15 protein-coding genes are annotated in these 17,957 nt (G+C 48.0%); 7 read left to right on the plus strand and 8 right to left on the minus strand.

Annotation, left to right across the window (positions count from 1 at the left end; translation table 11 throughout):
- Positions 1-97 precede the first annotated feature (97 nt).
- Entirely contained in the window at positions 98-673 is a 576-nt protein-coding gene (pyrE, locus tag QUA83_RS17760; RefSeq protein WP_333294801.1) for an orotate phosphoribosyltransferase, read from the minus strand.
- A gap of 84 nt (positions 674-757) precedes the next feature.
- Between pyrE and QUA83_RS17765 the strand changes: the two genes are divergently transcribed.
- Positions 758-1,285, plus strand: coding sequence for a hypothetical protein (locus QUA83_RS17765; protein WP_333294803.1), 528 nt, complete (start codon positions 758-760; stop codon positions 1,283-1,285).
- Between the two features lie 181 nt (positions 1,286-1,466).
- Here the strand turns inward: QUA83_RS17765 and QUA83_RS17770 are convergent, their stop codons facing one another.
- Both QUA83_RS17770 and QUA83_RS17775 read right to left on the minus strand, forming a co-directional pair.
- Positions 1,467-2,210, minus strand: coding sequence for a pentapeptide repeat-containing protein (locus QUA83_RS17770; RefSeq protein ID WP_333294806.1), 744 nt, complete (start codon positions 2,208-2,210; stop codon positions 1,467-1,469).
- A gap of 20 nt (positions 2,211-2,230) precedes the next feature.
- Positions 2,231-2,875, minus strand: a complete 645-nt coding sequence (locus QUA83_RS17775) for a hypothetical protein (protein ID WP_333084286.1) — start codon at positions 2,873-2,875, stop codon at positions 2,231-2,233.
- A gap of 347 nt (positions 2,876-3,222) precedes the next feature.
- Here QUA83_RS17775 and QUA83_RS17780 point away from each other — a divergent pair, with 347 nt between their 5' ends.
- Positions 3,223-3,534 carry a WGxxGxxG family protein gene (locus QUA83_RS17780; RefSeq protein ID WP_333157431.1) on the plus strand — a complete coding sequence of 104 codons (312 nt, stop codon included), beginning with the start codon at positions 3,223-3,225 and terminating at the stop codon, positions 3,532-3,534.
- A 384-nt stretch (positions 3,535-3,918) separates the two neighbouring features.
- Here QUA83_RS17780 and QUA83_RS17785 read toward each other — a convergent pair whose 3' ends face one another.
- The 3 genes from QUA83_RS17785 to QUA83_RS17795 all read right to left on the minus strand — a co-directional run bounded on the left by QUA83_RS17785 (position 3,919) and on the right by QUA83_RS17795 (position 11,465).
- Entirely contained in the window at positions 3,919-9,270 is a 5,352-nt protein-coding gene (locus QUA83_RS17785) for a PAS domain S-box protein (protein WP_333294808.1), read from the minus strand.
- A gap of 438 nt (positions 9,271-9,708) precedes the next feature.
- A complete protein-coding gene (locus QUA83_RS17790; protein WP_333211603.1) occupies positions 9,709-10,314 on the minus strand; it encodes a DUF4276 family protein in 606 nt (201 codons plus the stop codon).
- Positions 10,311-11,465 carry an AAA family ATPase gene (locus QUA83_RS17795; protein ID WP_333294810.1) on the minus strand — a complete coding sequence of 385 codons (1,155 nt, stop codon included), beginning with the start codon at positions 11,463-11,465 and terminating at the stop codon, positions 10,311-10,313. Before QUA83_RS17795 ends, QUA83_RS17790 begins: the two co-directional genes overlap by 4 nt.
- Before the next feature lie 32 nt (positions 11,466-11,497).
- Here QUA83_RS17795 and QUA83_RS17800 point away from each other — a divergent pair, with 32 nt between their 5' ends.
- Together QUA83_RS17800 and QUA83_RS17805 are read left to right on the plus strand one after the other, a co-directional pair.
- Entirely contained in the window at positions 11,498-12,301 is an 804-nt protein-coding gene (locus QUA83_RS17800; RefSeq protein ID WP_333294812.1) for a creatininase family protein, read from the plus strand.
- An 81-nt stretch (positions 12,302-12,382) separates the two neighbouring features.
- A complete protein-coding gene (locus QUA83_RS17805; protein WP_333294814.1) occupies positions 12,383-13,138 on the plus strand; it encodes a DUF561 domain-containing protein in 756 nt (251 codons plus the stop codon).
- A gap of 135 nt (positions 13,139-13,273) precedes the next feature.
- Here QUA83_RS17805 and QUA83_RS17810 read toward each other — a convergent pair whose 3' ends face one another.
- Positions 13,274-13,951 carry a calcium-binding protein gene (locus tag QUA83_RS17810; RefSeq protein WP_333294815.1) on the minus strand — a complete coding sequence of 226 codons (678 nt, stop codon included), beginning with the start codon at positions 13,949-13,951 and terminating at the stop codon, positions 13,274-13,276.
- Between the two features lie 79 nt (positions 13,952-14,030).
- On the opposite strand from QUA83_RS17810, the gene QUA83_RS17815 reads away from it, so the two are divergent.
- The 3 genes from QUA83_RS17815 (at position 14,031) to dprA (ending at position 16,790) form a co-directional block, all read left to right on the plus strand.
- Complete coding sequence (locus QUA83_RS17815) at positions 14,031-14,678, plus strand: DUF2301 domain-containing membrane protein (RefSeq protein ID WP_333294817.1); 648 nt, start codon at positions 14,031-14,033, stop codon at positions 14,676-14,678.
- Positions 14,679-14,805: 127 nt separating this feature from the next.
- A complete protein-coding gene (locus QUA83_RS17820) occupies positions 14,806-15,459 on the plus strand; it encodes a YdcF family protein (protein ID WP_333294818.1) in 654 nt (217 codons plus the stop codon).
- Positions 15,460-15,638: 179 nt separating this feature from the next.
- Positions 15,639-16,790 carry a DNA-processing protein DprA gene (gene dprA, locus QUA83_RS17825; RefSeq protein ID WP_333294819.1) on the plus strand — a complete coding sequence of 384 codons (1,152 nt, stop codon included), beginning with the start codon at positions 15,639-15,641 and terminating at the stop codon, positions 16,788-16,790.
- 331 nt (positions 16,791-17,121) lie between these two features.
- On the opposite strand, the gene QUA83_RS17830 is transcribed toward dprA, so the two are convergent.
- Positions 17,122-17,957: bluetail domain-containing putative surface protein (locus tag QUA83_RS17830; RefSeq protein ID WP_333294821.1), on the minus strand; the 836-nt coding region annotated here is incomplete at its 5' end.

Consider the following 17,957-nt stretch of genomic DNA (forward strand, 5'->3'; position numbering starts at 1 on the left):
TTAAGATTGATATCTTAAACCATTGTTAACATGAGGCAGAGCGAAAATATCTGCGTTACCAAGTTCTACCTGGTAACGAAGGGAATCGCACAAACTGCTATTTCTTGCTACTAATCCATTCCTTAAGATCCTGAATGGTAAAAATGGCTTGAAAATCCAATCCCGCCTCGCGATATAATTCCCCTCCACCTTGCTCTCTGTCAATCAGCGACAAAACGCGATCGACTTTATAACCAGCCGCCCGCAGCCTTTCCACCGCCTGCATCGCCGACTTACCCGTCGTCACCACATCCTCCAAAACCGCCACATTCGTCCCCTCTGGCAATAGCGGCCCCTCAATATAAGCCATTGTCCCGTGTCCCTTCGTCTCCTTTCTGACAATTAGCGCCGGAATCGATCGACCTTCCAGAGCCGAAACCACACTCACAGCAGTTACAATCGGGTCAGCACCCAAAGTCAAACCGCCCACAGCTTGCACATCCGACGACAGCATCGACAACAACAAACGTCCCGTTGCCAAAGCACCTTCAGCGTGCAGCGTCACCGGTTTGCAGTTAATGTAATAAGAACTTTTCTGCCCCGAAGACAGCACAAAATCGCCTTCGCGATAGGCAAACTCGCACAACAAATCTAGAAGTCGATCGCGCAACACCTTCAAATCCGCAGCATCCATAACTCACACAGTGTAAAAAACACTAATAATCCGCCGATAATCAGTTTATATTGGAATCGGAATTAATTAAGGAGGCCCAAATATATGAGTCAAAAGTTAAAAAGCCTGAGCGGCGCGTTGATTCTCGCTGTCGCCTCTGCCGCGCTGGCATCCGTCAAACCAGCTCAAGCACAAACAGAGCGATTTCACCCGATTGCCGACGACTTCAACCGACAATACTTTGAAGCTTCAGGAGACTTTTACCAAAACGTCAGCTTGCAAGGTTACTTTGGGGACTATTTAGGCATCGGTTCCCCCAGTGGCGTCGTTGCCTTTCCCGAAAAAGAAATCGAGCGGGATGCCAGCCGCGTCAACGGCCTCTACCGACGAATAATGCAGCGGCAAGTTTCCAGCGATCCGATTCTCCGCGTCCCGGATGCAGTTAATCCCTTCGATGCCTCAGTCATGGCACTGCCTGCTGCTTGCCAGCTAGCACCTCAACCAAGCGGCTGTTTCGCTACTCCCGGCGGACTCCAAGATCAGTTTACACTTCCAACACGGCAGGAAGGTTCACCGACTGATCCAGGGCCCGTTAGAGGACTTTATCAAGTATCGCCCCCTGGCCAAAATTAATCGATCGACAGTTGCGAGTTTTGAGCCGAGGCGGGTTTACTCAATCTCGGATTTGTATTAGAGAGAAAGCCTCAACCCGCCCCAAAAGCTCATGTTTTGGCAATCCTTTCGGTAAACGCGCAACTGACTTTTTTGTAACTATCGCAGTTATTTTACAGGAATAAATATTATCCAATATTTATCAAACAATGCTGCCATCAGGCATGATTGTTCCTTTCAAAATAGCTTCGCCCAGATTAGCTCCCACCAAGTTCGCGCCCCTGAGATTTGCCCCGGTCAAATTAGCCCCTCTCAAATCCGCTTTGCCAAGGTTTGCCCACCGGAAATCTGCCGCGCTCAACTGTGCAAAACAGAGATTTGCCCGGAAAAGATATGCTCCAGTGAAGTGAGCTTCTGCGAGGTTAGCTTTAGAGAAATTACCTGCATAGGAATGTGCTTCAATCAATTCGGCTTGAGTCAGATTAGCTTGACTGAGATTAGCAAAATTGAGGTTCGCCCCCATCGCATTAGCTCGAAACATCACCGCACCGATTAAATTCGCCTCACCGAAATCGGTTTGTTGGAGATTAGCAGCGGTGAGGTCAGCTCCAATTAAATTAGCACTGCTCAAATCAGCTCCCCTAATGTCTGCAGCTCGGAGGTGAGTGCCAGTTAAATTAGCTTTAATTAAATTAGCTTCCAGCAGTTGCGCTCCGGCAAGATTTGCTAAACTGAGGTTAGATTCGGCGAGGTTTGCCGCAATTAATTTAGCCTTAAACAAATCTGTTTTAAAAAGGTTCGAGCGCCAAAGATGCGCCCCTCTGAGATTTGCTTCCGCGAGGTTAGCTTCGCTGAGATCCGGTTCTATATTTGGGTTGAGACTTCTCCATTCAATCCAAGTAACTGCACCTTTTTTTAACAGCGCTAAATGCTGTGTATTTGCCATAATTTCATCTCCTTTAACGGCTATTCCTTGCGACCAAAAATTGCTGGATTTTCTCGACCCGTCACGCTTTCCACCGCCGCAATTGCTGCCTGGGAACCTGCTATAATATCTCGTTCTGCGCCACCGAGGTAAAGCCGTCCGAAACTACCGACAGCCTGAACCTCTAAGATGTTAATAGATGCGCCTTTTTCTGCTTCATTGGCCGCCAGCGCTGCATAGGCCGCCGGTTCTACTTCTAAGACGTAAAGCGTTTGTCCCGCCAGCAGCAACTGTCCGCGGCGGGTGCGGTTGATTAATTGTGTTTGGTGGGCGTCAATGTTGCGAATAATTTGACTGGAAATCACTCGCGGTTTGATACATTCTTCTCTGCGGACTCCGATGAATTCTAGAATTGCTTTACCTGCGGCCCGCGTTTCCCCCTGCTGACTCGAGTGTACTTCCAGAAGGCCGTACAAGCGTTCAACTATCTGCACTCCTGGGCGCACGGAGGCAGATTTGAGGGCGACATCGGTAATTCGGTTAATTTCTATACCGGGCGAGATTTCTATCCACAGCGACGCATCCCCCGGCAGCGGCAAGAATCCGGCGGCGACTGTGCCGATGTATGCTGCGTGCTGTGGCTGCAAGTTGTCTAGAAATACGTAGCTGCGTAACTCTATTCCCAAAAGTTTTGATCTCCGTCGATCGAGTTCCAACACTTATCTGTGCAATATCTGAGTTTACCTTTTTTTGTGAACAACACCTTGTCTGTATGATTGTTGACTGTTGACTGTTGACTGTTGACTGTTTGAACAATACCGATGCAACCGGAAACTATATGAGACACCCCAGAGTGCCGTTCCGGTCACAGCGAGCCATGTTTAATTTCGTGCGGCTGCTAAAAATTTGATATCAATCTGTAGTTATAGGTGGAACTTAACCATCTTTACTGCTAGAGGTGGATTTAACTTTAAAAGCGAATCGATATAGTTTTGATAGTTAAAGATTTTAGCCAACAGAGAGCATTTGAATTATGAAACGTTCTGATTTATCCAAAGCAATCGGTGCAGGTATTATAGCTGCTGGGTTAGCCATAGCACCAGCTCATCTGCCTGCTTCAGCTCAGACAGATACAACTGGCGGTACTAACAACACTACAACCACCACCACTCCTCGCTCCGATGTCTACAATGCTGAAACAGATCGCGATTTTGATTGGGGATGGTTGGGATTGTTAGGTTTGTCTGGTTTGTTGGGTTTGATTCCCCGCAAACGTGAAGAAAATGTCCGCTATACAAGTACAACGAGTGAACGCGAGCCCGCCGTGCGTACTGACTACCGCTAAGAATTGAGTCTTAGGGCTGTGGGCATCATGCAGGGACAGGATGTTTTAACCTGTCCGATCAGTACCAATAATCATCAAAAAACCTCCATCTGTGGGGTTTTTTTATTGGAGATGATGCGCGATCGATCGACGATTAAATTGGTTACATCTGAGATATTGTACCATTGTCAATCAGATTTTTATGAACAGGCAAGATGCCTGTTCCACAAGAAAATTCACTTTTTGTGGAACAGGCCGGAAAGCCTGTTCCTGACAATGGTGCAATATCTCAGATATAAGCGGAATTGAGATTATTAACTTCTTCCTATCTTCTTCCCTCCCTCCTTCGCGTTCTTTGCGTCTTCGCGGTTCATTAAATAAAGACTTTTCCGACACAAAAACACTTTAAATAAGGTTTTTGCCCGATCGATCAAGTACCTCCCAAATCGCCTGCACCAACTGGTCGGGGTCTAAAGGCTTGGAAATGTGGCGCTGGAACCCCGCAGCCAGGGCCTGCTGATAGTCAATCTCTCCAGCATAAGCCGTGAGGGCGATCGCCGGAATCCGTCCCCCTTTGTCGGGCGCTAGAGCCCGAACCTGTCGCATCAACATATAACCGTCAGTATCGGGCATTCCAATATCGCTCAACAGCAAATCGGGCACAGACTGGGTTAAAACCGCCAAAGCATCGGCGGCGTTAGCAACTGCTGTAACACTTGCCCCACAATCCTCAAGCAGAAAAACCACCAAATCTCGCGCATCGGCATCATCATCCACCGCTAACACCCTGATACCGCTTAAATTGAAGGATGGGTCCGGCGCCGCAGTTCCCGCAGGACTTGTCTGAGATTGCACGGGCATCAGAGGTATCCTGACGGTCAAGGTTGCACCTTTTCCTTCGCCGGGACTGTCGGATTTCACTGTGCCGCCGTGGAGTTCGACGAGATGGCGGACGATCGCCAATCCTAAACCCAATCCGCCAAACTTGCGCGTCATCGTGCTGTCAGCTTGCCGGAAGTAGTCGAATACATACGGCAGAAAATCAGGTTCGATACCTTTTCCCGTATCAGTTACAGTAATTTGGGCTTGGGTGTCCACCCGATCGAGAACGACTTCAATTTTGCCTCCCGGCGGGGTGAACTTGACGGCATTTGACAGCAAATTCCAGACTACCTGCTGAAGCCTGCCCGCATCGCCCAACACCGGGCCCAGATGCGGTGCCAAGTGAGTGCTGATTTGAATCGATTTGACTTGGGCCGCCAGACGCACCGTTTCAATGGCAGCGCCGATCACCTCGGCTAAATCCACAGGTACAATATTCAAGCTGACCTTACCTTGCAGAATTCCCGACACATCGAGCAAATCTTCGATAAGCTGGGTTTGCAGTTTAGCGTTGCGCTCGATCGTCTCTAAGGCATAACGCTGCTTTTCCGGTGTCAGAACGTTCGATTGCAGCAGCTTCGCCCAGCCCACAATCGGGTTTAAGGGAGTCCGCAATTCGTGGGACAAAACAGCCAAAAATTCGTCTTTGACGCGGTTAGCGCGTTCTGCTTCTTCCCGCGCTGCCTTTTCCCGTGCTAGAAGGCGTTCCCGTTCCGCTTCTGCAACTTTTTGATCTGTAATGTCAGTGTTAGTGCCACACCAGCGCAGCACGTTGCCTCCATCGTCGCGAATCGCCACGGCGCGGGAGAGAAACCAGCGGTACGATCCGTCTTTACCGCGCAAGGGGAAAGTATCTTCCCAGACTTCGCCTGTTTCAACGCTGCGCCTAAATTTTTCCACAACGCGATCGAGGTGTTCCGGGTGGTGCACCTTTTGCCAGCCCCAGCCTAGCATTTCTTCTAGGGTGGTGCCGGTGTAGTCAAACCAGCGCTGGTTATACCAGAAAATCGCCCCAGTAGCATCTGTCATCCAGGCCAACTGAGCGATGTTGTCAGCTAGAGCGCGGAACCGAGCCTCGCTTTCGTGCAGCTCATGCAGAGCTCGCGCGTGCAGGATCACCGTCCAGAGGCGAGCCACCACTTCTTGCATCAGCCAAACTTCATCGGGCCGCCAGTGCCGAACCACCCTTGATGTCACCAGCAAAAGAGCCACCCAGCGCCCTTCCTGAAGGCAGGGAACATCGACCAAAGCGCGAATCCACACGGCACCGTAGTTATCGAATAAATGCGCTGTATGGGGGTAAGTAGCGATATCTGAGATGACAAGTGTTTGACCTGCCATAGACAGAGCTTTCAGTTCTGGCGTCTTAAAGTCTGAGATTTGATAGGTGCCGACGGTGCTGGCAAGGTCGGACTGGTGCCAGTCTTGGTGGACAATTGCCCGATCGGCTTCTACATCAATTTCGTGCCAGATGCAGCGATCGACCTTTAAATATTCTCCCAGACTGTTCATTGCTTCCCACAACATTTCTGCGGGGTTGATGCGCTGCCGCAAGCGGACTTCGAGATCGGAGAGAAACTGCTCGTTGAGTTGGGCTTGTTTGCGATCGTGAATATCGGTGTTTGTGCCGATCCACTCGACAATCTGGCCTCCTGCGTCGCGAATTGGCACAGCGCGGGACAAATGCCAGCGTTCCATTTGGTCTACGGCCCGCCGCAGGCGCAGCTCAATTTGATAAACTTCTCCGGTGATTTGACATTCTTCCCAGCGAGCCCAAGATTCTGCCAAATCCGAGGGCGGGACTAGGGATTCCCAATTGCTTTGAGCGGCTTCCTCGTAAGACATTCCCAGATATTCCAACCATTGTTGTTGATTGGTAAAGCGAATTTCTCCGCCGGAACTTACGTTCCAAATCAGGTGGGGCAGCGACTCAGCCAGGAAGCGGAAGCGGCGGTCGCTTTCTGCTAAGCTTTCTTCTGCTCGTTTGCGATCGTCAATATCAATGCCGATCCCAGCCCATTGCACCACCTGTCCCTTCCTGTTTTTGACGGGTACAAGTCGCGCTAGATGCCAGCGGTAATTACCATCAAACCTGCGTACCCGACACTCGAATTCGTAGGCTTCCCCTGCTTCAATCGCAGGAGTGCGCGTGGCGACAACTGCGGGCAGATCGTCAGGATGAAATAAGTGCAGCACCGGCGCAGCCAGTGGCAATTCTGGCATCAGGCCCGTGTAGGTTTTCCAGTGTTCGTTGCAAAACTCTAACCTGCCGTCGGCGGTGTTGATCCACATTAATTCCGGGACGCCATCGGCGAGGGTGCGGTAGAGATTTTCACTTTGCCGCAGTGCTTCTTCTATTTGCCGGCGCTCGGTTTTGTCCTGCATAATTTTCAGGAAACCTTGCACCTCGCCGTCTGCGTCACGCAGAGGCATCACTAGCCCGCTGCCCCACAAGCGGCTGCCGTCTTTGCGGAGGTGCCAGCGCTCGTTTTCTCCTTTTCCCTGAGTCAGGGCGCTGTGCATTTCTCCTTCCGGCATTCGCGCAGCAGAGTCTTCTGGGGTGAAGATGATGCGTCCGTGCTGCCCGACAATTTCAGCTTCGGAATAGCCCAGCAATCTCTGGGCCCCTGCGTTCCAACTGGTAATGTGTCCGTCGGTGTCGGTCGTGAAGATGGCGTAGTCTTTGGCGCTGTCGAGAATCAACTGCAGGTGGTTTTCACGATCGCGCAGTGCTGCTTCTGTTTGTTTGCGCTTGGTAATGTCGCTTGTGAAGCCGACTATTTTTGTCACTTCACCTTGCTGGTTGCGGATCAAACAGCCGCGCTCCCAAACATCAATCCAGCGCCCGTCTTGGTGCCGGACTCGGTACTCGTCTTCGTAGCGCTCGGCACTTAAGATTGATTCGGCCCCGGCAAGGATGCGTGCCAAATCGGCGGGATGGATGCGTTCTCTCCACCACTCTGGTGTTGCCGGTGCATCCTCTGGGTAGACACCGACGATCGAGAAGAGTCCCTCGGAACGGTAAACTGAGTTTGCTGCCAAATCCCACTCAAACACCAGGCCGTCGATCGCCCTTGTAGCTAATTGAAAACGGTTGTAGCTTTCTTGCAAGGCGAGTTCGGCCATTTTGCGAGCGGTAATTTCCTGTACCACGATATGAATCCCAACAATCTCTGGGCCCCTGTCTCTGAGCGGCCACCAATTCTGGAGCCAAGTGCGAATAACAGTGGGTTGAGCTCTGGTTGCACCGGTGAGTTCAAAATTCCGGATCGGTTCTCCGGTGTCTAGAAGGTGGCGCAACAAAGGTTCGGCTGTGTCTGCCCAGTCGGGGACAATTTCGCGCAGGGTATGGCCGATGTGCTTTTCTACGGCCAAGCCGTTCATTTGGGCAAACCGCTGGTTGATCCGCACGAACCGCAAATCTGTGTCTAAAACGGCCAAACCCACGGGAGTTGTTTGGTAGAGCGACTCTATCTCTAGAAGTTGACGCCGCACGGTTTGTTCGCTCTGTTGCAGCGCGAGTTCGGCTTTTTTGCGATTGGTAGCATCAAATAATACTCCGATAAACCGCACTGCTTCGCCTGCAGCGTCGTAGAGATAGCGCCCGAACGCTCTCAACCAGCGGATTTCTCCGTTGTCGGCCCGGATGATCCGGTATTCGGGGGAGTAGAGCGATCGGGTTTGCCGAGCTGTTTTTATTTCGTGCAGGACTTGTTTTAAGTCATCTGGATGCACGCAGTTTTCCCACACAGCTACGCTTACTTCGCCGTCTGGTACTGGTTCGCAGCCCAAAATGCTGAAATGGGTCGCCGACCAAATTACTCGATTTGTTCGCACGTCTAAATCCCAGGTTGCCATGCCGGAGCCTTCGATGGCGATGCTCAAACGTTCTTCGCTTTGTTTTAAGGCAATTTCAGTTTGTTTGCGCTCGCTGATATCTGTCACGGAACCGACGGCCCGCAGGGGATTGCCTGACTCGTCCCAAATTGCTCGCCCTCGGGCTAAAACCCATTTGTAGCGGCCGTCGGGACAGCGAACGCGGTACTCGCAGCAGTAATGTGAGGTTTCTCGATGCAAGTGCTGCTGCCAATTGCTTTGCATTATCTCCAAATCATCGGGATGAATGTAGCTCAAAAATTGGCTGAAGTCTTTGACTTCTTCGGGCTGACGTTCCAAAATCTCTAAACACCGATCACTCAGGATCTGGCAATTGGTTTGCAGGTTCTGATCCCAAATGCCGTCGTTGTTGCCCTGCAAGGCTAGCTGCCAGCGTTCTTGGCTTTCTCGCAAAGCTTCTTTGGTTTGATGGGCGCGATCCATTTGTACGGCGGCAACGGCAAAGTCTGCTAGGGCGATCGCGATCTCCAAGTCTTCGGCATCGAATTGGCGATCGGAATCGTGAGATACAATCCATATTGCCCCCAGCGGTTGATTTTCTGCTTGCAGTGGCACGACTAACGCTTCGGCGATCGGCAATTCTAGCTGCTGTAAGTCGGTGAAGTATTGTTCTGGAGCGAAGTAAAGCTGAGGAGTTTGGTGATCGATCGGGGTTCCCGACAAACGCAATTTGCGGGGTGTGTTTCTATGTTCTGCTGCTTCCCACGCTCCCGCTAAGGCTTCCCAGCGAAATATTTGTTCTGAAGTTGCATTTTCTTCTAGCAAGCAGATTCCGACGCTTCCGGCGTCGCACAAATCTTTAGCGATCGCCACCAGTGTTTTGAGTAGCCTGTGGGGTGAGGTTGCCAATTGTCTAGCCAGCGTTTGCAGCGCTCGGTTTTCTGCTTTTTGATCGTGCGATCGAGGGATGCGGCGCGACAGTTCCTCGGCGATCGGAATGTCGGTTAAATTAGTTTGTGGGGTTTGCCAAGCTTCCATCAATTAGTCATCTCTACGTCTTTCGGTCTGAGCTGGCGAGCGTCTATCAGCACGCTGTTAAAGCATCTGCTATATTTATATATTATCTACCCACATAGAGAATATGTGAGCTATCTTGGAAATTACTTTTTAGTTTTCAGGCTAGTTGATTGGGAGCAGTCCAATTTTGTAAAAAGCCTTTTTTAGGAGTGCGAGCATCCCGATCACTTTATATATTTTTAGCGACCAAGATGCTCGCACGAAGAGTGAAAGCTTGCACGCTTGATGATAGGAGGAGCTCTTGGGAAAGTAAAAAGCGTTGTTTAGGAGTGCTTGCGTGACCGCACAGCACATTATATACATATAGCAAGCAAGGTCTGAAACCCGCGCCAGAGCTTGGTCTAAAATCTCGCTTTTTCCACAACAGGAATCGCGGGCTCGTATCCGTTTTTGGGCGGGTCAAGGAATCAATTCGCCCCCACAAAGAGATAAAATAGTATTCAGAAAAGCCTTTAATTCTGGACAGACTGCGGCAGCCTCCATGAGATTTTGTCCCTCTAATATTCTTTTGGCATCCCGTGCTTTATCATAACTGCGACGTTTTCCCTGTTCAAATATTTCTTTAATCCGATAAGAAGGTGGATTATTGTGATTGACCAGTTCAGGAGAACCGCTAGGAACGGCTCTATTGCCTCCTGATATTTGCTGAATTTTTGACCAAAAAGGTAACAGCCAAGCTTCAAAGTCATGGGAAGCTGCATGGGGATAAAATTTAGGATTGTTCCCTACCCAATTTTTCATTTGAGCCTTAGCATCCGCTGCATCTTTAAAATCTTTAGTGCCTGTATAAACATCAGTTAATGCAATTACAGCATCACAGGCATCTTTACCAGTCAATAAATTTTCCACGATGACCCTGAGTTTCTTTCCTTTGTGAATGCGACCGTTACAAGGTATAAACTTTAATTTTGGCATCTGCTGTCCCAGGCGTAACTGAAGAAACTCTTGCAGGTTAGACTTAAATGCCATTTCCGTTGCTCCTTCAACCAAAATAGCAATCTTCACGGTCTGCCTCCAATGATATTCATTGCCCAAAGCTGATCCAAGCTATAATCTTCTAACCAGTGTTCTAAGTCTATAGAGTCAGCCCAAGTTAGAGTTGTTAATCCATCTTCAGTATTGCAGACAAGCACCTCTTTAGGCTCTAAAAATCCGATCAGTCTATCTGAATGAGTTGCTACAATTAGTTGAGTTCTTTGAGAAGCTTCTCTCATAGCATGAGCTAGTTGTTGTAACAACTCTGGATGTAAACTAACTTCCGGCTCATCAATCAGCGTGACAGCGGTCAAATCTCGACTTTGCAGTAAGGTGATTAACCATAGAAATCGCAGCGTTCCCTCGGATAGTTGGTGCATATAAAAAGGATGAGAAAAATTTCGATCCTTCCAAGTCATTGCTAAAGTTCCGGCTGCTACTGGCGGAAAACTCAACCTTTCAAAATCAGGAAAAGCTGCAGCCAGTGTATCTTGAATAATTTCAAATCGATTTGGATCTGTTTCTCGCAGATAATAAAGGCATGAAACTAAATCTTCTCCCTTGGTACCGGGCAAAGTTGCAGGACGCATAGATTGAGGTAAACGTATAGGACTTTGAGGGGAAAGATTCAACTCCCAAGCCTTATAAAAGCTACATGAAGCTAAGTGCTGCCTCAATGTTTCTGGTTCCCGATACATCTTAGGAACCTGAGCGAGTGAGCTTTCCAAAGGATTGTACTGCCAGTTTGGACGTAGTAGCTTTTCATCGTCTGGACTGAAATATTTGACATCTAAACCGCGAGATTCAATATACTTAAAAGGTTGAGAAGCATTGGGATCGCGCTGTTGGATTAGAGTTTCTGAACCAATTTCATAGAATTGACCTTTGGTTGCAAGTTTCAGAGAATAGTTAAGGGGTTCCTGATTCTCTATAGGCATTGATAAGGAGATTGACACGCTATCAGCCCGGTCTAATGTTATCATCTGAGTTAGACCGCTCAACTCTGAAATTTTGGACTGTAACTGACCGTTCGCTGATGCTGCTAAAAGTGAGAATATTTCTAAGAAAGAACTTTTCCCAACACCGTTAGCACCAATCATCACTGTCAGATCTCGCATTTCCACCTCTGCCGAAAACAAACGGCGAAACCCCTCGATCTTTAGGCGCTCAAATGTGTTCATAACTTTTGCCCTTGAGCTTGTAGAATCGTAATATGCACAATTTTATTCCAGAATCACGCTTTTTTCCATATCTGACTTGGACAGAAATTCAGTCTATGCCGGATAAAGAAAATACTGTGATAATTCAGCCGCTAGGTGCGATCGAACAGCACGGCCCCCATTTGCCTTTAATTGTAGATGCGGCAATTAGCACAGCAGTGCTAGGCAAAGCCCTGACAAAGTTAGAGGCAAATATTCCCGCTTATGCTTTGCCACCTTTGTACTATGGCAAGTCGAACGAACACTGCCATTTTCCCGGTACAATTATGCTCAGTGCTCAGACAGTTTTAGCAGTAATTAGTGAAATTGCCGACAGTATTTATCAGGCTGGATTTCGGAAATTAGTGTTAATGAATGGTCACGGCGGACAGCCGCAGGTGATGGAAATTGCGGCGCGGGATATTCATCAGAAATATCAGGATTTCTCGGTTTTTCCGCTGTTTGTTTGGCGCGTTCCTAATGTGGCTGCTGAATTATTAACTGCCAAGGAGTTGGAGTTTGGGATTCACGCGGGCGATGCAGAAACGAGTTTGATGTTGTCAATTTTGCCCGAACAGGTAAAAATGGAACTGGCTGTTTGCGAGTACCCGCAGGGTTTACCAACAGACAGTTTGCTGAGTATGGAAGGCAATTTGCCTTTTGCTTGGCTGACGCGAGAGTTGACTGAAAGTGGTGTGTTGGGCGATGCGACGGCGGCGACGAAAGAAAAGGGATCTCGGATTCTCGAATCTCTCTCTGACGGCTGGGCACAAGTTATCAAAGATGTTTACAGATTTCGCCAGCCGCGTAGTAATTAAAAATTAAGAATTAAAAATCAAAAATTATTCTAATTTGTGTCAAAATGAGTCTAAGAAATTTTTTGAGTTGGAAAACTAACGATGAGTGTAAGTTCTAAATTGCAGCGCGCTTTTGAGCAAGGTCGCGCCCTGAAAATTATCAGCGGTTTAAATAATTTTGATGCCGCCAACGTTGCGGCTGTCGTCAAAGCAGCGGATCTCGGCGGTGCTTCCTTTGTTGATATTGCTGCCGATCGCGATTTGGTATTGATGGCAAAGCAGTTGACAAATTTGCCAATTTGTGTATCGGCTGTGGAACCGGAAAAGTTTGTGCCTGCGGTAGAAGCTGGCGCTGATTTGATTGAAATTGGTAACTTTGATGCTTTCTACGCAGTAGGCCGCCGCTTTGAAGCTGAGGAAGTTTTGCAGTTGACTCGCGAAACTCGATCGCTATTTCCAAATATCACTCTTTCTGTGACAGTTCCCCACATTTTGACACTCGACAAACAGGTGCAGTTAGCAATTGAATTAGTCAAAGCTGGCGCTAACATCATTCAAACCGAAGGTGGCACCAGTGCTCAACCAATTCACGCCGGCACATTGGGATTAATTGAAAAAGCAGCGCCTACTTTGGCCGCAGCCTTTGAAATTTCCCGCGCCGTATCCGTCCCCGTACTCTGCGCTTCGGGTATCTCCAGCGTCACCGCACCCCTCGCTATTGGAGCCGGTGCTGCGGGTGTTGGTGTCGGTTCTGCTGTTAGCCAACTTAATAGCGAAGTGGCGATGATTGCGGCTGTTCGCAGTTTGGTTGAAGCTTTGGCTTTGGTTTCGCGATCGCACTTGCCAGCTTCCATTTAATTAAGAAGGAAGAAGGAAGAAGGAAGAAGGAAGAAGGAAGAAGGAAGAAGGAAGATTTTTCCCATCCCTCGCTCTTCCCCTTCTCCCACTCTTCGCCTCTTCCACTCCCCCACTCTTTCACTTTTTCACTCTTCCTTAATAATTGATAAACCACACGGCATAATCATCTAATAACTGATTGTTTCGGGAGATTACATCAACTGATTCTAACTCTGATAAAGGCAACATAAACTTTTGGCGATCGCCGACGCGCTGCACTTCCACAAATATGCCTTCTTCCTGAAGCACTAAATCTTCCAACCGATTAATTGTGAACCTATCAGTATAAGAAGGTTGAGTTTTTTTGAGCCGTGCATATTCTTTTTTGCTGCCAGAACCCATTGTATATTCTTCTTCCCATTCAAACTCTTCTATGCCGGTAACGTGGCACGGGAGTTGAATATTTTGCTTGATGTACTCTAGATATTTGACGGAATTTTTTAGGCTGAAATCAATATTTTTTGATCCCAAAATCTTGCTGATTTTAGTTTCAAATTGCTTGGTATTAAATGGCATATTTTTATCGAGATGCGCTAACATTTCTGGATCGAACCCCGCTCTCAATTCGGATAATTCCTCCAGCAGGCTCTGAAAGTCGTTTACCGGTTTCGGTCTTCTGCCTGCTACAATGGTTTCATCAAGCTGAACTGGAGGAAGTTCGGATTGTGAAGGAAGGGATTGGCTTTGCTCTGGGCGATCGTCCACTTTAGATTTGTTAACTTTAGACTTGTTAACTTTAGGCTGGTTAAGTTTAGGCTTGTTAAATTTAGGCATCGCTCGGTCTCGCTGGCTCGGTTTATCAATAAAGTATATCTTGGCAGAAGTACATTGTGTCTGATAGGAGGAAGCTGTAATGCAACTACTGAAATCACCTGATGAATCGCCAGTCTATCAAGGACAATTCGGCGAGTTTACGATTACTCAAAACGATCGCACGGGAGTGTTGATTTACCGCGCTGGATTGGGGGTGGCGGCGCTGTGTTTTGCGATCGGCACTACTCTGGTGCTGCAACAGGGCGACAACCCGATGGCTATCCAAGCTGTAACGCCTGTTTTTGCTTGTTTCTGGATAGCTTTAGGCGTCAGCTTGGCAACTATTCACATTTACATGATTGCGCTGCACCGAACACTACAGGCGTTTTGGGCGATCGGCGGCGCGGCAGCATTGTTTGTCGCCCTACAAAGCAGCCAACCTCTAGCTTTAGCAGTGTACGAACATCCCGCCACGTTGTGGGGAATTGGCTTTACTTTTGCTGCCTTAAATGGCATTTATTTTAAGGAAGCATTCTGCTTTAATCGCCTCGAAACTAAGTTCTTGACTCCGGGAGTTCCTTTGTTAATTTTAGGACATATTTTTGGATTTTTGTCAGCCGAAAATGAACAATTTTTGCTAGCTATTTGGGCGGCTTTGTTTATTATATTTGCTGTGCGTAAGTTTTTTCAACCAATGCCGCAGGATATCGGGGATAAAAGCGTTTTTGAGTATCTGAAACACCAATAATTTGGGAATGGGGCATTGGGAATGGGGCATTGGGTATTGGGAAATTCTATCACTTTCCCACTATTTCCCTCTTCCCCAGTCTCGCCGAATCTGCCTCCATACCTGAAAACATCTAGATCGAGTTAAAATGAGAATTCGTCTAATCCGCCGCCGAGAAATGTGGGCAGTTACCAGGGAAGGCTGGGTAATTGCTCTGATGGGATTAATAATTGCAATGATCTTAATTCTCACAAATATCCATCCATTTTTGGCGGTAAATGCGCCGATTAAAGCAGATATATTGGTTGTCGAAGGCTGGTTGCCGGATTATGCGATCGAAAGTGCGATCGCCGAATTCAAAAAAGGGGAATACCGCCAATTAATTACGACAGGAGTTCCTTTAAGTAAAGGCTTCTATCTCGCTGAATATAAAAATTATGCCGCACTAACTGCCGCGACTTTTATTGCGCTAGGATTTGATAAAAACCAAGTAGTAGCAGTACCAGCAGCGAGTGTTGTCAAACACCGCACTGCTGCTTCTGCGATCGCACTTCGGGATTGGCTGGCTGCTTCTGCCATAAAAGTTGACTCAATTAATCTTTATTCTTTTGGCCCTCACGCCCGCAGAAGTTGGATTGTTTTCAAAGAAGTGCTGAATCCTGCCATTAAAGTCGGGATTATAGCGGCGGAACCGCAAGATTATAATCCCCAAGAATGGTGGAAATCTAGCGACGGTTTTCGGACGGTAATCGGAGAAATTATTGCTTATATTTACGCCCGTTTCGTTGATTGGAAAACCTAGCCAGTAATTGTCAACATCCCTCTTATTCCCTTCGCGTTCTTAGCGCCTTCGCGGTTCGTAAAAAAATATTTATATAGCAGTTGTAAATATGTAGAAAAAGAGGACAATGCAGTGCCGTTTCCTACCATAATCCCACCAAAAATGATAAAATCGTTCTCAGATAAGTTGAGGGCAACTCCTTGTTAGAAGAACGCGCTTACTGGTTAGCCTGGTCGCAAATTAACGGTATCGGGCCGATTTTGTTGCAAAGATTGCACCAAAATTTCAAGAGTTTGGCAGAAGCTTGGACGGCAAAACCAGTAGATTTAATGCGAATCGAAGGGTTTGGCAAGCAGATAATTGAAACCATTGTGCAAGAACGTACTAAACTCAATCCCGAAGAATTTATCGAAAAACATCTTATAAAAAATCCCTGTTTTTGGACGCCCGCCGATCCAGATTATCCCCGCTTATTATTGGAGATTCCCAATCCGCCGCCAGTGTTGTATTATCGCGGTTTAGTCGATCGCAAAGAGAATCAAGGAATTACGCCGACAGTGGCAATGGTTGGTACTCGCAGCCCTTCGGAATACGGCAGAAGGTGGACTCGCAAAATTAGTACAGCTTTGGCTAGAAACGGTTTTACTGTGGTTTCGGGATTGGCGGCTGGTATTGATACAGAGGCTCATACAGGCTGTTTGGAGGCGGGAGGAAGGACTTTCGCAGTAGTGGGGACGGGAGTAGATATTGTATATCCTAAACAAAATGAGAGGTTGTGCGATCGCATTTTGCAGCAGGGATTGGTAATTAGTGAATATCCGGCGGGTACTCAACCGAATAAAACTAATTTTCCCCGCCGAAATCGCATAATTGCTGGCTTAAGTCGCGCTACAATCGTGATAGAAGCTCCGCATAAATCTGGTGCTTTAATTACTGCTTATCAAGCGAATGATTTTTGCCGGGATGTGTATGTTTTGACGGGCAGATTGGATGATGAGCGTTCTTTTGGTTGTTTGGAGTTGCTGAGTAAAGGTGCTCATCCGATTCTGCCGGGTAGCGATCGACTGTTAAGCGAAGACAGGTTGTTGGAAATGCTCGGAGCTATGCCAAAATTGGATAGAGCCGAGCAGTTGTCGCTATTTCCTCCAAATCCGACGGTTGAGAAGCAAGGGCCGCCGTTGGAGCCGGAATTGGCTAAGGTGTTAAGTGCGATCGAATCTGGGCCGATTTCTTTTGATACAATTGTCGAAGCAGCGGGATTAGAAGCGGGAATGGTTTCTAGTATACTTTTGCAGTTGGAATTGTTGGGATTAGTTTCGCAGTTACCAGGAATGCGATATCAGCGATGCTGATTTGTAAGTAATACGGTTTAGGCCATTGGTGTCAACTTAAGTCTAAAACCCTCTTTATCTCTCGTTTACCGCCGAGGCCAGATCCCCCTTAAGAAGGGGGACTTTGAGAAGATTTTTGTCCCCCCCTATTTAAGGCAGGGCGGTTTCATTATCGGGGGCGATCGCACAAAGTAAAAGCGATCGCCCCCGAGAATGAAACCGCCCTGCCCAGCCGACAGGCAATTAATTCCCTGTCGGACTTTCTCGAAAAACCCGGTTACTTCGCTGCTTTTTCCGATTTGGATTGACAGCTCATCCTTCGATTATGCAGCGCCAATCCTTGAGGTTGTGGTTAGACAAAGAAATTGGTAACGGGAATAGAGCCTGCTGGGGGTAACGTTCCGGTGGTTGTTAATTTGATAACTAAATCGTTACCCGCCTGAAAACCAGCAGTAGCATCATTAATCACAAGGTAATTACCCGCAATTGAGGCATTTGTAGCCACAACTAAAGCAGCGCTATTAATTGCTAGAGCTTGGTTTCCGCCTAATCCTCCATTAGCGTCAATAAACACTTGATCTACCAGGAGTTGTAAAGTGGTGGCAGTGCTATTATCGGCAGCACGGCTAAAGCTACTAGGAGCATTCATCGCGGCTCCAGCTTGGGTCAACAAGTCGATTTTATCAGTGCCGATGGCAAAGTCGCTAACGCTATCCCTGGCGGATACAGAGGATTGTCCAAACTGGAAGAGGAAAGTATCTGCACCCGTACTACCCGTTAGAATATCTTGACCGCCCCCCCCGTTGAGCGTATTATTGGCAACGTTGCCGATGATACTGTTAGGTAGAGTATTTCCAGTGCCGTTAATCAGTGCGCTGCCTCCTAAACGGAGGGTTTCAACATTTATAGGTAAGGTGTAGGTGACGGTTGAGCGCACCTCGTCGGTTCCTTGAGCTGCAAGTTCCGTGACGACATCTGCTGCATTATCCACAGCGTAGATATCGTTACCCAATCCGCCTGTAAGTTGGTCGGCTCCGGTACCGCCATTGAGGAAATTATTAGCGGTGTTGCCGATGATAGTGTTGGCTAGAGTATTTCCAGTGCCGTTAAGCAGTGCGCTGCCTCCTAAACGGAGGGTTTCAACATTTATAGGTAAGGTGTAGGTGACGGTTGAGCGCACCTCGTCGG

This window comes from Microcoleus sp. K1-B1 (genome assembly GCF_036704705.1).
Taxonomy (GTDB): domain Bacteria; phylum Cyanobacteriota; class Cyanobacteriia; order Cyanobacteriales; family Microcoleaceae; genus Microcoleus.

Coding starts and splice junctions, on each gene's coding strand:
- pyrE (WP_333294801.1), bottom strand. CDS start 673: ATGGATGCTGCGGATTTGAAGGTGTTGCGCGATCGACTTCTAGATTTG.
- QUA83_RS17765 (WP_333294803.1), top strand. CDS start 758: ATGAGTCAAAAGTTAAAAAGCCTGAGCGGCGCGTTGATTCTCGCTGTC.
- QUA83_RS17770 (WP_333294806.1), bottom strand. CDS start 2,210: ATGGCAAATACACAGCATTTAGCGCTGTTAAAAAAAGGTGCAGTTACT.
- QUA83_RS17780 (WP_333157431.1), top strand. CDS start 3,223: ATGAAACGTTCTGATTTATCCAAAGCAATCGGTGCAGGTATTATAGCT.
- QUA83_RS17785 (WP_333294808.1), bottom strand. CDS start 9,270: ATGGAAGCTTGGCAAACCCCACAAACTAATTTAACCGACATTCCGATC.
- QUA83_RS17795 (WP_333294810.1), bottom strand. CDS start 11,465: ATGAACACATTTGAGCGCCTAAAGATCGAGGGGTTTCGCCGTTTGTTT.
- QUA83_RS17800 (WP_333294812.1), top strand. CDS start 11,498: ATGCACAATTTTATTCCAGAATCACGCTTTTTTCCATATCTGACTTGG.
- QUA83_RS17805 (WP_333294814.1), top strand. CDS start 12,383: ATGAGTGTAAGTTCTAAATTGCAGCGCGCTTTTGAGCAAGGTCGCGCC.
- QUA83_RS17810 (WP_333294815.1), bottom strand. CDS start 13,951: ATGCCTAAATTTAACAAGCCTAAACTTAACCAGCCTAAAGTTAACAAG.
- QUA83_RS17815 (WP_333294817.1), top strand. CDS start 14,031: ATGCAACTACTGAAATCACCTGATGAATCGCCAGTCTATCAAGGACAA.
- QUA83_RS17820 (WP_333294818.1), top strand. CDS start 14,806: ATGAGAATTCGTCTAATCCGCCGCCGAGAAATGTGGGCAGTTACCAGG.